The organism is Rhodanobacter glycinis (genome assembly GCF_006438785.1).
Classification (GTDB): domain Bacteria; phylum Pseudomonadota; class Gammaproteobacteria; order Xanthomonadales; family Rhodanobacteraceae; genus Rhodanobacter; species Rhodanobacter glycinis_A.
The window spans coordinates 359,881-373,440 of the sequence record NZ_RCZB01000001.1; the positions used below are offsets into that span (position 1 = coordinate 359,881).

13 protein-coding genes are annotated in these 13,560 nt (G+C 66.8%); 3 read left to right on the forward strand and 10 right to left on the reverse strand.

The window, feature by feature from the left end:
- Nucleotides 1-9 precede the first annotated feature (9 nt).
- From EAH75_RS01870 to EAH75_RS01890, 5 genes are all read right to left on the reverse strand, one after another.
- Nucleotides 10-1,419 (reverse strand): nitrilase-related carbon-nitrogen hydrolase, encoded by a 1,410-nt coding sequence (locus tag EAH75_RS01870; RefSeq protein WP_140803933.1) that lies wholly within the window; start codon nt 1,417-1,419, stop codon nt 10-12.
- Nucleotides 1,403-1,984 carry a TetR/AcrR family transcriptional regulator gene (locus tag EAH75_RS01875; RefSeq protein WP_140803935.1) on the reverse strand — a complete coding sequence of 194 codons (582 nt, stop codon included), beginning with the start codon at nt 1,982-1,984 and terminating at the stop codon, nt 1,403-1,405. Before EAH75_RS01875 ends, EAH75_RS01870 begins: the two co-directional genes overlap by 17 nt.
- Before the next feature lie 262 nt (nt 1,985-2,246).
- Nucleotides 2,247-2,768 carry a methylated-DNA--[protein]-cysteine S-methyltransferase gene (locus EAH75_RS01880; protein WP_140803937.1) on the reverse strand — a complete coding sequence of 174 codons (522 nt, stop codon included), beginning with the start codon at nt 2,766-2,768 and terminating at the stop codon, nt 2,247-2,249.
- Entirely contained in the window at nt 2,765-4,279 is a 1,515-nt protein-coding gene (locus EAH75_RS01885) for an AlkA N-terminal domain-containing protein (RefSeq protein ID WP_140803939.1), read from the reverse strand. Before EAH75_RS01885 ends, EAH75_RS01880 begins: the two co-directional genes overlap by 4 nt.
- A gap of 178 nt (nt 4,280-4,457) precedes the next feature.
- A complete protein-coding gene (locus EAH75_RS01890) occupies nt 4,458-5,021 on the reverse strand; it encodes a hypothetical protein (RefSeq protein WP_140803941.1) in 564 nt (187 codons plus the stop codon).
- A 245-nt stretch (nt 5,022-5,266) separates the two neighbouring features.
- Here EAH75_RS01890 and EAH75_RS01895 point away from each other — a divergent pair, with 245 nt between their 5' ends.
- The gene (locus EAH75_RS01895; protein ID WP_140803943.1) at nt 5,267-6,532 is read left to right on the forward strand and encodes a GAF domain-containing sensor histidine kinase; all 1,266 of its coding nucleotides are present in this window, start codon (nt 5,267-5,269) and stop codon (nt 6,530-6,532) included.
- 353 nt (nt 6,533-6,885) lie between these two features.
- Here the strand turns inward: EAH75_RS01895 and EAH75_RS01905 are convergent, their stop codons facing one another.
- Genes EAH75_RS01905 through EAH75_RS01915 form a run of 3 tightly spaced genes read right to left on the reverse strand, consistent with a single transcriptional unit; the run spans nt 6,886 to nt 8,434 of the window.
- Entirely contained in the window at nt 6,886-7,536 is a 651-nt protein-coding gene (locus tag EAH75_RS01905) for an HD domain-containing protein (protein ID WP_206666189.1), read from the reverse strand.
- Nucleotides 7,537-7,547: 11 nt separating this feature from the next.
- On the reverse strand, nt 7,548-8,009 hold the full coding sequence (locus tag EAH75_RS01910; RefSeq protein ID WP_140803945.1) for a carboxymuconolactone decarboxylase family protein: 462 nt from the start codon (nt 8,007-8,009) through the stop codon (nt 7,548-7,550).
- Nucleotides 8,010-8,017: 8 nt separating this feature from the next.
- Nucleotides 8,018-8,434: a cupin domain-containing protein gene (locus tag EAH75_RS01915; RefSeq protein WP_140803947.1), complete on the reverse strand. Its 417-nt coding sequence runs from the start codon at nt 8,432-8,434 to the stop codon at nt 8,018-8,020.
- Between the two features lie 103 nt (nt 8,435-8,537).
- On the opposite strand from EAH75_RS01915, the gene EAH75_RS01920 reads away from it, so the two are divergent.
- The gene (locus tag EAH75_RS01920; RefSeq protein WP_206666190.1) at nt 8,538-9,950 is read left to right on the forward strand and encodes a PLP-dependent aminotransferase family protein; all 1,413 of its coding nucleotides are present in this window, start codon (nt 8,538-8,540) and stop codon (nt 9,948-9,950) included.
- Nucleotides 9,951-9,966: 16 nt separating this feature from the next.
- On the opposite strand, the gene EAH75_RS01925 is transcribed toward EAH75_RS01920, so the two are convergent.
- A complete protein-coding gene (locus EAH75_RS01925; protein ID WP_140803951.1) occupies nt 9,967-10,608 on the reverse strand; it encodes a cytochrome b in 642 nt (213 codons plus the stop codon).
- The gene (locus EAH75_RS01930; RefSeq protein ID WP_140803953.1) at nt 10,605-11,690 is read right to left on the reverse strand and encodes a catalase family peroxidase; all 1,086 of its coding nucleotides are present in this window, start codon (nt 11,688-11,690) and stop codon (nt 10,605-10,607) included. Before EAH75_RS01930 ends, EAH75_RS01925 begins: the two co-directional genes overlap by 4 nt.
- Before the next feature lie 193 nt (nt 11,691-11,883).
- On the opposite strand from EAH75_RS01930, the gene hutU reads away from it, so the two are divergent.
- Nucleotides 11,884-13,554 carry a urocanate hydratase gene (gene hutU / locus EAH75_RS01935; protein ID WP_140803955.1) on the forward strand — a complete coding sequence of 557 codons (1,671 nt, stop codon included), beginning with the start codon at nt 11,884-11,886 and terminating at the stop codon, nt 13,552-13,554.
- The last annotated feature ends 6 nt before the right edge of the window (nt 13,555-13,560 follow it).

A 13,560-nucleotide genomic window follows, 5' to 3' on the forward strand; every position in this document is an offset into this window, starting at 1 on the left:
TCATTCATTTCAACGATGCAGCGGACGCAGGGCCAGCCCCAGCAGCACGATCAGGCCGGCCAGATCCAGCCACGCGAACCAGTCGCCCCAGCGCGCGTACAGCGTATGCGTCTCGCGTAGCGGCAGGTCGCCCACCAGCTCGGCGTCGTGCTTCTCGCTGGAAGCCTCGGCCAGCACGCGGCCGCGGTCGTCGCTCAGCGTGAGGCGGCCGGAATGGGCGGCACGCGCGATGGCGAAACCGCTTTCCACGCCGCGCATGATCGCCATGCGGCTGTGCAGCCAACCATCGACGGTGAAATCCGATGCGGGCACCAGCAGCAGTTGCGCGTGGCGTGCTGCATAGGCGTGGCCGATGTCGTGGAAATCCATGTCCTTGCAGATCGCCAGTCCGACCCGTGGCGTGCTTTCGAGCATGGTGTAGCTGTCGCCCGGAACGTACTGCTCAAAGCCGACCAGCAGATGATGCTTGCTGTAGGTGGCCGGTGACATGGCTCCCGGCTGGAACACCATCAGCATGTTGCGCTCGGCGCGGGGATCGCTCGTGGAGTCGATGCCGATGCCCACGGTCAGTTCGCGCCGATTCGCCAGCTCCGCGAACGCAGGAAGGTTGGCATCGTCGCTGGCGAAGGATGTTTCCGGGGTCAGCACGATGCGGGCGCCGGCATCCGCGAGACGGTTGATCGCGTCCACGTAATGCGCGTCCCGCACCTGCAGGGCTGCGGCAGACCGTGCCGGTTCCTGCAACGACACCAGGCCGACGCGGATCGTCGCGGTGGCCGGGGCCCGCAGTCGCCAGCTGCCATAGACGAGCGTGAGCATGATCGGCAATGCGGCGAGCGCGGCAGCCGTCATGCGGCTGCGCTTCGACGCCTGGTGCGCCGTCTGCACGGCGATCGCCGCCGGCAACAGCAACACCAGAAAACCGATGCCCCAGAGGCCCGTGACGGCGGCGATCTGGATGATCGGCAGAGCATCCATCTGCGTGTAGCTGATGTTGAAGAACGTGCCGTGGGGCGAGATCAGGTTGTTGATGTATTCCAGTGCGACCCACACCACCGGCAAAGCCAACGTCGCCGCGAGCGCGTGGCCGCGCAGCAACAATCGCCGGAACAGCAGTACGCACAACGCGAGCATGAGGGCAGGTGTGCCGACGGCCTGGATGATCGCCACCACCGGCAGGCCGATGTACCCGTGCAGGTACTCCCACTGATTGATCCCGCCGATCGCGTACGCGGCAAACGCCGCCAGCGCCGCCCAGCGGGCGCGCACCCGCGGTGCGAGCCACAGCACCGGCAACGGTGCCAGCCAGGTCAGCCACCATAGCGGATGCACGCCGCTGCCGAACCACCAGCCCAGCGCGGCCAGTGCGGTCGCTGCCAGCCATGCCGGCAGCATGAAACGATCAAGCCTTGATGCCATCAACCAGTCTCCCTATCGATTCGAAATAGAATTTGCGGAACCGCACCTCGTCGTAGCTGAAGCGGCCGGCGCGATACAGCGCGACCAGGCCGTGCGCATGCGCCCACAGCGACATCGCCACGTCCCACGGATCGTCCTGTTTCAGCACGCCGAGCCGCACGCCCTCGGCGACCGCATCGGCAATGACATTGAGCGTCGGCGACTGGCGCGCGCGGAAGTCCTCGGGAAAGCGCCGCGCATCGTCACGGCGCACCGAGAACGCGTGGTCGAACAGGTGCGGATGTTCCAGCGCGTAATTCAGATACGGCTCCAGCAGCGCGAGCAGGCGCTTGAGGATGTCCGGATGCGTCGCGCGTGCTTCCCATTCATGCGCGACCGTGTTGAAGCTGTCGTCGGACAACCTCTTCAGCAACGCCTCGCGATTTGGAAAGTGCCGGTAGATCGCCATCGGCGTGATGCCGACCGCCTCGGCGACGCGGCGCATGCTCACGGCGTCGGCGCCCTCGCGATCGAACACCTTGTGCGCGGCGCGCAGGATCTTTTCCGGCGTGGTGAGCTTCTTCATGTATACAGTGTATACATCAAGTTTTCGCGGCGTCAATAGCGGGCTGGGCCGAGCAAGATCGGGTAGGGCCAGGCACGATCAAGTCGCGGCACAACCACAGGTCGTCATTCCGGCGCAGGCCGGAGGAGCTTTTCAACAGCGAAGCTGGTCATCGCTTCATCATCAGCGAAGACAGACGGTCATCCATCAGTGGTGAATGGAAAGCAAGTGCGATTCCGGCCTGCGCCGGAATGACGAAAAGGGAGGGCATGTGGAACAGGTGTCATGTAGGACCGAAGAACAGGTCGCCCCGCGCGATGCGATCTTCCATCGCCAGCAGATAACGTTTGGTCGGCAGGCCACCGCCGAAGCCGGTGAGGCTGCCGTCCGCACCGATCACCCGATGGCATGGCAGCACGATCGGCAACGGGTTGCGTCCGTTCGCGGCGCCGACCGCACGCACCGCCAGCGGTTGCTCGATGCGCCGCGCCAGTTCGCCGTAACTGATCGTGACGCCGTACGGAATCCGTCCCAGCTCATCCCACACCGCGAGCTGGAACGGCGTGCCGACGGGATGCAGCGGCAGTTCGAAGTGCTGGCGTTCGCCGGCGAAATATTCTTCCAGCTGGACGCGCGCGAACGCGAGCGGCCCCGCTGCGCGGACCCAGCCCGCATGCGCCTTTTTCGGATGGCGTTCGCGCTCGAACCAGATCTCGCGCAGGCCGCGGCTGTCCGCGACCAGGCGCAGCGTGCCGACCGGGCTGTCCATCTCGTCGTAGTGAATCGTGTCCGGCATGGTTGTCATGCGAGGGTCTCCGGTTTCTTGCGGCGTGGTGCGCGCGCCGGTGCTGGCGCGTCCGAGGTGCCGCGCCATAGATGGATCACCGCGTACGCGCGCCACGGTCGCCACGCGTCCGCGCGCAGCGTCAGTGCTTTCGTGCTGAGCGGCGCGGCGTCAGTCGTTGCTTCGCGGCGCAGGATCAGGTCCGCCGCGGGGAACGCATCCGGATCGCTCAACGCGCGCATCGCCATGTAGTGCGCTGTCCATTCGCCGATGCCGGGCAGCGCGATCCAGCGCGCCACGAATTCATCCAGCGATTGTTCCGCCCGAAAATCCACGCGGCCGTCCAGCAGCGCCTGTGCCATGCCGCTGATCGTCGCGGCGCGCGTCGTGGTCAGGCCGATCTCGCGCAGGTCCGCGTGCGCCAGTGCAGCCGGCGTCGGAAACAGTCGTTCCAGTCCCGGCATCGGTGCGGCGGGCAACGCTTCGCCCCAGCGCTGCACGATGCGCGTCGCCAGCGTGCGCGCGGCCGCCACGCTGATCTGCTGGCCGAGGATCGCGCGTACCGCGATCTCGAAACCGTCCCAGCCGCCGGGCAGGCGCAGGCCGGGGCGACGCGCCAGCAGCGGGCCGAGGATCGCGTCATGACGAAACGTATCCGCGATCGCCTGCGGGTTCGCATCCAGATCGAACATTCGCCGCAAGGTCGTCACCACGCCGAGCAGTTGCGTCGGTTGCGGACAATGCAGCTGCAATTGCAGCGCGTGCTCGCCGCCGGGCCACGCGCTCAGCCGCAGCCAGCCCGGCGCGTCGGCCGGGCCGAACACCCGCGCATAACTGTGCTCGTCGACCCGCTCCACGCCCGGCAGCGCACGCGTGCGCAGGAACGCGAGCAGCCCTTCGAAGTCGTACGGCGGCCGATAACCCAGCCGCAACACCAGCGCCGCGCCCGCCACCGCACGCGGATGCCGGCGCAGTTCGCGCGGCGCAATGCGGTTCGCCTGCGCGAACGCCGCGTTGAACCGGCGCAGGCTGCGAAAGCCGGACGCCAGCGCCACCTCGGTCACCGGCAGCGCCGTCTCCGTCAGCAACTGCTTCGCGAACAGCAACCGCCGCGTCGTGTGCACGCTGATCGGCGGTGCACCGACGCGCTCCACAAACAGCCGGCGCAACTGCCGCGCGCCGATGCCGACGCACGCCGCCAGTTCGTCCAGCGATTGCTCCGCCAGCATGCCGGCCTCGATCAGCTTCAGCGCACGCGCCACCACATGATCGCCGCGCTGCCACTGGTCGTTGCCCGGTGCCAGCTCCGGCCGGCAGCGAAGGCACGGGCGGAACCCGGCCGCTTCCGCGGCGGCGGCGTTCGCGTAGTAGCGTACGTTCTCGCGCTTCGGTCGTGGCGCCGGGCACACCGGTCGGCAATAGATGCCGGTGCTGCTCACCGCGGTGAAGAACAGCCCGTCGAAGCGCGCGTCGCGGCTGAGTCGGGCCTGTTCGCAGATGTGCGGGTCGGGCGGGGAAGCGTGTTCGCTCATGCGTGCAGGCTAGCACCGCCCCATCAACCTGACTCGCCGTTTTCGGACATCAATGCCGTGGTGCGCTTGTGCGACGGAATTCGCCGCGTCCGCGATGCGATGAGACGCGCGAGCAGGCCGGTCGGTGCGTATCGCGCCAACCGGTCGGGCGGCAACCCACGTGATCCCATCGTATTTACTACTTGATCGGTGCCATCAGGTGCTCGTACGGCGTGCCGGCCCACATGATGTACGGCGCGGCGGTATCCGGGTTCGGACCCTTCGGGTAGTTCGCGTAGAACGCGGGGTCCGCGCCTACGATCATGAAATGCGGCCCGGTCTTGATCCAGTGGTTGGCGGTGTCCGGTTTCTTCGCGTACGGATCGGTGTTGCTCGCATCCGTGCCGCCTTCCAGCATGTACATCAGGCCGAGCTTGCCGGCCGGCGGCGTCTTGTGCGCCATGTACGCGTCGATCCATTCGCCCGCGTTCTTGTCCATGCACATGGAATCCGGTCCCGGCGTGGCCGGGTTGTCCGGCATGCACGTGAAGTCGTTGCTGCCTTTGCGCAGCGTGCGCATCTGGCCATCCGCACCCATCGCGATGATCGTCGCGTTCTTCGCCACGCGCGCCGGTGCGGCACGCATCGCGCTGGCGATCAATTGCGCGTCGGTGGGTGTGCTCTTGTCGGCTGCCTGCGCTCCGCCCATGACAGCGAGCATCGCCGCGGCAACGGTGAATCGGTTGATCAAGCTCTTGGACATGACTGCTTTCCCATGATGACGTGGACGGTCACCGCCGGGTTCCCCTTGCGCAGTCTGTGCCGCTGCCCGAAGCCGGTCAATCGGTGAAGCGGGCAGATGGACAACGCCGTCGAATCGCATTCGCCGGCGGTCCCGATTTACCGTTTTGCCGACCGCCTGGCGCCACTCGCGGCCGGATGGTCTGTCCGGGCCGAAAGTTTGCCGCCGGCTGTCGCACGATTCCGGTCGTGGGCTAAGCTGTGGAAATGCGCGCTGACAGCACCCCGGGAATCTCGAAGCACCGGCCGATAACCGCCGACCTGGAGGCGATCCGTCGTATCGGCTCGGTGCCCACGATTCTGCAGGCCGTCGCGCACACGACCGGCATGCGCTTCGCCGCGATCGCCCGCGTTACCGACACCGACTGGACGGTTTGTGCGGTCCACGATCTGATCGACTTCGGCCTGAAGCCCGGCGAAGAGCTGATGCTGGAATCCACCATCTGCAACGAGATCCGCCAGCACCATCAGCCGGTGGTGTTCGGCCATGCCAGCGCGCATCCGCAATTCGCGCAGCACCCTACGCCGAAGCTGTATGGCTTCGAGAGCTACATCTCGATCCCGATCTTCCTGGCGGATGGCGAGTTCTTCGGCACGCTGTGCGCGCTCGATCCGCTGCCGGCCAAACTCGACGAGCCGAATGTCGTCGCGACCCTGCAGCTGTTCGCGAAACTGATCGCCGCCGAACTCGACACCCAGGATCGGCTCGAAAAAAGCGCAAGCGCGCTCCTGGACGCGCAGGAAACCGCGAAGCTGCGCGAGCAGTTCATCGCCGTGCTCGGGCACGACCTGCGCAACCCGCTGATGGCGATCCGGGTCGGCGCCGAGCTGCTGCAGCTCACCGCACTCGATCCCAGCTCGCAGCGCACCATCGGCCACATCCAGCGCAGCTCCTTGCGCATGGCCGAGCTGATCAAGGACATCCTGGATTTTGCCCGCGGCCGGCTCGGCGGCGGCATCCCGGCCGTGTTCGAGCAGGAAGACGACCTGGCCGAGGAATTGCGCAACGTCATTGCCGAAGTGCAGCAGGCGCATCAGGATCGCGCCATCGATGTCAGCGTGGCGATCGGGCATCCGGTCGCCTGCGATGTGCGCCGTGTCGCGCAGCTGCTGGCGAATCTGCTCACCAACGCGGTGATCCACGGCGCCGCCGACCAGCCGGTACGCATCGCCGCACGCAGCGACGACGAGACATTCGAACTGGTCGTGTCGAACGGCGGCCATGCCATTCCGGCCGGAAAGATCGCGCGCCTGTTCCAGCCGTTCTCGCGCGACGCCGATCAGTCGGCGCAACCGGGGCTGGGGCTGGGCCTGTATATCGCGGCGGAAATCGCCCGTGCGCATCGCGGCACGCTGCAGGTCATCTCATCCACCGACGCGGGCACGCATTTCATTTTCCGCATGCCGGTGCGCTGCGCCGAGCCGGCAGCCGCTGCCGAGAATCGCGGACGCGACAGGACCTCGCTGGCCTGAGCATCGGTCGGATCTCAGACGACCCGACCTCAAGACGGCCCGGCTCAAGGCAGCGTGTCCGGCTCCGCCTGCTCCTTCTTCCTTTCACCACGTAGCATGCTCGACAGCACGCCGTCGCGGCGGATCAGGCCGGTGATACAGCTTGTGGATGGCGAGTAGCCACTCGTGCCGCGCGGATGCCGACGCCACCATGCCGGCGCCGATGAACAGCATCGCCGCCCGACCAAATCGGCTTCTCCGTGATCTTCGTCCGACGCCGCCACGGCAGGCAGGTAGTGGCGACCAGTTGGGGAGGCCGAAATCGCCGCGAAATAATAGTACGCGAACGTTTTCGATCGCCCGCTATCGGCAACTCAAGTTGCCCACGGTGAATTCAAGATGATGCTGCACATGTCCACTCGCTGGAAGCTTGCGTCCTTGAATGCCAGGAAGTCGTCGTTGAACGTGCCGAAGGTCGTGGCGGGGCGATCCTTCAAGGCCTCGTGGAAAGCATCGATGATGTCGCGCTTGAATGCCGCTTCACGGGGATAGGCCGCCACCACCGCCTCGCGCTCCTCGTCCGTGAACTGGTCGTACGACCGTCCGGCCACGTCCATGCCCGCCCCGACGTGCAGCAGTGCCGCTTCCGGATGCAGGAACTGGGGGATGCCCGGCGTCGTGTGGAGAGCGATGGCGGTCCACACTTTATGGACGTCCGTTTCGGGGATGCCGTGGCTTTTCAGGAAGTCGCGCGCGGCATTCGCGCCATCCACTTCGAAACGCAGCGCGCTTGCGTGGAAGCGTGCGGTGAGGCCGAGGTCATGGAACATCGCCCCGGCGTACAGCAGTTCCGGGTCGAAGGAGAGGCCCTTGTGCTTTGCGGTCAAGGCAGCCCAGCAATAGACCCGCATCGAGTGCTGGAACAGGAGGTCGCTTCCCGTATCGCGAAGGAGCTGCGTCGCCTCGCGGGCGATCGTGCTATCGGGGATGCGCACCCCGAGGATGTTGCTGGAGGGCATGGTCATTTCTTTCTCGATCAATCGCCCGCCATGCGGGCTGCTTCAGGTGGCCTGCGAAAACTTATGGCGAGCCGGTTGTAGGCATTCATCAGGCCGATGGCGATGGTCAGGTCGACCAGTTCCTTCTCGCTGAAGACTTCGGACGCCCTCTGGAAATCGTCGTCAGGTACGCCCGTTTGCGCCACCTGCGTCACCGACTCGGCCCAGGCGAGGGCTGCTCTTTCTTTCGCGTCGAACAGCTTGCCAGCCTCGCGCCACGCCTGAAGCAATGCAAGCTTCTCGATGGGAACTCCTTCCTTGATCAAGGCCCCGGTATGCATGTCCAGGCAGTACGCGCAGCCATTGATCTGGCTTACCCGAAGGTAGACCAGATCGATCAGCCGCGTATCCATGCCGGACTGCGCGACATAACCGTAGACGCCGCCGAGCGCCTTGATGCCGGCCGGGGAAACCTTCGTGTAATCGATGCGTTGTGACATGGGACTACCTATTTCTGCGGGGTTGTGAGGGGCATGTCGCCGGTGTCGACGACAAACACCGCGAGCAACGTGGCCGGTGCGGTCTTGCTCGCGTTGCGGCTGACCCGGTGATGGGCGCCGGGCTCTTCGTAGAACGACTGGCCCGCCGTGTAGATCCGTGCGGGCCCATGGTCGACCTGGCTTTCGATCGCGCCCGATACGACATAGGCGTAGATGAAAGCCGACTTCGCGTGGGTGTGCGGCAGCGAGGCGCCGCCCGGCGGGTAGCGCACTTCGGCGGCGACGAGGGACTTGCCCGGAACGTTGGAGATCGCGTGCGAAAAATTGGGCGCAACGGTCTCGCCCGGCGCGTGGGCGCTCGCCGCGACCGTGACTGACAGCGCGGCGGTGGCGAGCAGGGCGGCGAAAATGGCCTTGGTTTTCATGGATGACTCCTGGTGAATTCGGCGCATCTTGCGCTCCACACCAGTCCATATAAAAGAACCAGAAATGAAATTGTTCGATGTACCATGAGGCATGACAGCGGCGATGCATATCCGGATCGACCGGTCTGCCAAGGCCACGCTGGCGGAGCAGATCCGCCTGGGCGTCCTCGCGGCGATCGGCAGCGGCGCGCTCGCGCCGGGTGCAAGGCTTCCCTCGTGGATCGCCCTGGCGGCGCAACTCGGCGTGGCCAGGGGCACGGTCAAGACCGCCTACGAACGATTGGCCGACGAACAGGCCATCGTCTCGTCGCGCCCGGGTGGCACCAGGGTGGCCGAGCACCCGGCAGGAGCGGGGCGGGCCGTTCCTGCGCCGGAGGCCGATGCAGCGCCGGCGCTATACCAGCACCTGCTTGCCGCTCCAGGCATCTTCCAGATGGGCGTGCCCGCCCGCGACGGTTTCCCGACGAGCCTGCTCGCCCGCCTGCGTGCGCAGGCCGCTCGCGCCGAGGTCGCTGCGCCTGCGCTCTATCCGGATCCCCGCGGTGAAATGGAACTGCGGCGCGAGATCGCCGCACATCTTGCACTGGCCCGCGGCATCGAGTGCCGCCCGTCGCAGATCTTCATCACGGCAGGGTTCGCCGGTGCGCTCGGCACCGTCCTGGGGGTGTTGGGCGCGGAAGGCCGCGAGGCCTGGATGGAAAACCCCGGCTTCTTCCAGAGCCGCAAGGCGCTCGAGCTCGCCCGGCTCGTTCCCGTCCCCATTCCGGTGGACGAGGAGGGCCTCGATGTTTTCCACGGCATGGAGTACGCGCCCGACGCTGCCCTGGCTCTGGTGACGCCGGGCCAGCAGGCGCCGCTCGGCGTGACGCTGTCGCTCAAGCGGCGGATCGCCTTGCTGGCGTGGGCCGCACGCACCGGAGCGTGGATTGTCGAGGACGATTATCTCGGCGAGCTGCAGCTCAATCGCCGCGCCGCACCGGCGCTCGCCTCGCTCGATCGCAGCGGCCGCGTCATCCACATCGGATCGTTCAGCAAGACCATCAGCCCGGCGCTCCGGCTCGGTTTCATCGTCGCCCCCGCCGCACTGGTGACGCGGATCACCGAGGCGGCCTTGTGCTTCGGATCGGCCCCGGGCCCTGCCGTGCAACAGGCGATCGCGCAGTTCATGCGCGAGGGGCACTACATGAGGCATCTGCGCCGGATGAAGCGCATCTACTCCGCAAGAAGCCAGGCACTGCAGGCCGCATGGGAGCGCAAAGGCTACCGCGTCCATATAGGCGGCCTCGCCGCTGTGGTGCTCCTGCCCGAGGGCGTGCCGGATGTCAGCGTCGCCCGGCACGCGCTTGCCAAAGGCCTGGCTCCGTCGCCGCTCTCGCCATGGTTCAGCCCGGGCACGGCCGCCGAGTCGGGCCTCCTTCTCGGCGTCGCGACAGTGACCGAGCGGCAGCTTCCCGCCGCTTGCCGGCAGCTTCATCAGATGATCGGGTCGAGCGATGCAAGCGCCGACCCGCGTTGACCATGAACGTGGCGCGCTACTCGATGCGTTCCGCCGCGTCCGGGCCGTTGCTCCCCGCGTCCGCTGCATGCGCATTTTCCGCGGGCTCACCGCTGTAGCCGATCGAAGCCGGCGCCGTTTTTCGCCGCCCGCGAATCATGCTCGACAGCACCCCATCGCGGCGGATCAGGCCGTGATACAGCGCCGCGCCCATGTGCGCGAGAAACGTCAGGAACAGCAGCATCGCGAACCACCCGTGCAGGTGGCGCAGCACGGCGAACGCGACCGGGCTGACCGGAAAGATCGGCGGCAGCCGCAGCGACGAACCCAGCATCACCGGATAGCCGCCGGCCGACAGCATCGCCCAGCCAATCAGCGGCATCGCCAGCATCAGCGCATACAGCAGCCAGTGCGACGCCAGCGCAGCGAGCTTCTGCAGCGCGGGCAGATCCGCCGGCAACGGCGGTGGCGGATGACGCAGGCGCACCGCCAGCCGCACGATCGCCAGGATCAGGATCGCGATGCCCAGCGGCTTGTGGATGGCGAGCAGCCATTCGTGCCGCGCGGATACCGACGCGACCATGCCGACGCCGATGAACAGCATCGCCACGATCAGGATGGCCATCAGCCAGTGCAGTACGCGCGCGGGCAGGGTGAACGTGCCGGTCGTAGGCGTCATGGCTGCTTCTCCGGTTGCGGCGCGGCGGTGCCGGGCAGGTGCGCTTCCTCGCTGGTGCGGCGCAGGTAGGAGTCGGCATAGGCAGCCGACCGCGCCGGCAGCAGTGGATCGTCGGAAGCGACGATGCCGGCGGGCAACACCAGAGGGTCGTAGTTGATGTCGCGGCATTCGCCGCTTTGCTGCGGCGTGGTCGCATCGATCACCAGCGTGCCCGCGTCGATCGTGCGGCGGTCGCTCGGCCATGTCTTGGTCGCGTCATTGGTCGGGTCGCCGGCATTCGCCAGCGTGATCTGCAACTGCCAGCGCAGCGGTCCGTGCGCCAGGCGTCCGGCGAGATCGGCCGCCAGATAGTCCGCGTCGCCGGCCTTGCCCGCGGCGCCGCCGCCATCGGTTGCCTGCGGCAGCATGCGCCAGCGCACCGGCTGGCGTTTGCCGTGCGCGTCGACGAATACGAACGCGTTGAGGCTCTCGTAGCTTTCCGTCGCGAAGCTGGCGGACGGTTTGGCCGTCTTCGCCCACGCGCGGAACGCCGCCGTCTCCGGATGCGCCGCAAAGAACGCCGCGAGCTTCGCCGGATCCGGCTTGCCGGTCGCAGGGTCCGGTTGCTGCGCTTGCAACTGCGCGAAAAATGCCTGCGGCGTGGCGACCGGAAACACCGGCATGCTGTTCATGCCGGTACGCCATTGCTGCCCGTTCGCCAGCGCAAAGCGCAGCGCCATGCTGCGGATCGGCACGCTGCTGTCCGGCGCATACGGGTTGCTGCCGGGGATCGCAAAGCGCCCCACCACCGGCGTGCGCCCGGGCGCGAACACCTGCGCGGCGGAGTACGCCAGCGCCTGGCCATTGCTGTCGAAATACCCCGCCACGCATACGCCCTTCGCGTGGTTGCGCCGGTAGCCCGCAAACGTGCCGGCATTGCGCTGGAACTGATCGATCAGCCTGGCCGGTGTCAGCCGCTGCGGCGCCAGCCAGCCGCCGACGTAGCCGAACGCGGCCACGGTGACCGCCACCACCGCGCCGATCAGCGCCCACGACCCCGCGTTGCCTTTGCGCCGTGCGGGCACGGAAAGTTCTTTTTGCATGCTGCGACTCCTGAGATGCACGCCGGCGTTGTCGCGGCCGATCGTGGCGCCGGATTCTCCGCCGATGCAGATCCTTCGCCCGGCGGTGGCGAGCGGTTACACGCCGCCCTTCATGGCACGGGCAGACCCGGCCGGATGCCTGCTACCCCGGCGTTATACTCCGGAAAGTCATTACCAGCCGAGCCTTGTCACCATGACCGCACCCACCCGCATCGACACCACCCGCACCATCCGCGCACCGCGCGGCACCGAGCTTTCCTGCAAGAGCTGGCTCACCGAAGCGCCGTTCCGCATGCTGCAGAACAACCTCGATCCCGAGGTGGCCGAGAACCCGGCCGAGCTGGTGGTGTACGGCGGCATCGGGCGGGCGGCGCGCAACTGGGAGTGTTTCGACGCCATCCTGAAATCGCTGCGCACGCTGGAAGACGACGAAACCCTGCTGGTGCAGTCCGGCAAGCCGGTCGGCGTGTTCCGCACGCATGCCGATGCGCCGCGCGTGCTGATCGCCAACTCCAACCTGGTGCCGCACTGGGCCACCTGGGAGCACTTCAACGAGCTCGATAAGAAAGGCCTGATGATGTACGGCCAGATGACCGCCGGCTCGTGGATCTACATCGGCTCGCAAGGCATCATCCAGGGCACCTACGAAACCTTCGTCGAAATGGGCCGCCAGCACTACGGCGGCAACCTCAAAGGCAAATGGCTGCTCACCGCCGGCCTCGGCGGCATGGGCGCGGCGCAGCCGTTGGCCGCCTCGCTGGCCGGCATGTGCAGCCTCAACGTCGAATGCCAGCAGAGCCGCATCGACTTCCGCCTGAAGACCCGCTACGTCGACGAGCAGGCCAGCAACCTCGACGACGCGCTGGCGCGCATTAAGAAGTACACCGAAGCAGGCGAAGCGAAATCCATCGCGCTGCTCGGCAACGCCGCCGACATCCTGCCCGAACTGGTCAAGCGCGGCGTGCGCCCCGACGCCGTCACCGACCAGACCAGCGCGCACGACCCGGTCAACGGCTACCTGCCGCAGGGCTGGACGGTGGAGCAGTGGTTCGAGCGCCGCAAGAGCGATCCCGAAGGCACCCGCGACGCCGCCAAGCACTCCATGCGCACCCACGTCGAAGCCATGCTCGCGTTCCACGCCCAAGGCATCCCCACCTTCGACTACGGCAACAACATCCGTCAGATGGCGAAAGACGTCGGCTGCGACAACGCGTTCGCGTTCCCCGGCTTCGTGCCCGCCTACGTGCGCCCGCTGTTCTGCCGCGGCATCGGCCCGTTCCGCTGGGTCGCGCTCTCGGGCGACCCGGAAGACATCTACAAGACCGACCAGAAAGTGAAGGAGCTGATCCCCGACGACGCCCACCTGCACAACTGGCTCGACATGGCCAAGGAGCGCATCAGCTTCCAGGGCTTGCCTGCGCGGATCTGCTGGGTTGGCCTGGGCCTGCGCGACAAGCTCGGCCTCGCCTTCAACGAGATGGTGCGCAACGGTGAGCTGAAAGCGCCGGTGGTGATCGGCCGCGACCACCTCGACTCCGGCAGCGTCGCCTCACCCAACCGCGAAACCGAATCCATGAAAGACGGCAGCGACGCCGTCAGCGACTGGCCGCTGCTCAACGCGATGTTGAATGTGGCCGGCGGCGCGACCTGGGTGTCGTTGCATCACGGCGGCGGGGTGGGGATGGGGTATTCGCAGCACTCCGGGATCGTGATCGTTTGCGACGGCACGGCCGAGGCGGACAAGCGGATTGCGCGGGTGCTGTGGAACGATCCGGGGACAGGGGTGATGCGGCATGCGGATGCTGGATATGAGGATGCAGTGGCGTGTGCGAAGGAGCAGGGGTTGAAGTTGCCGATGGTTTGACTAAAG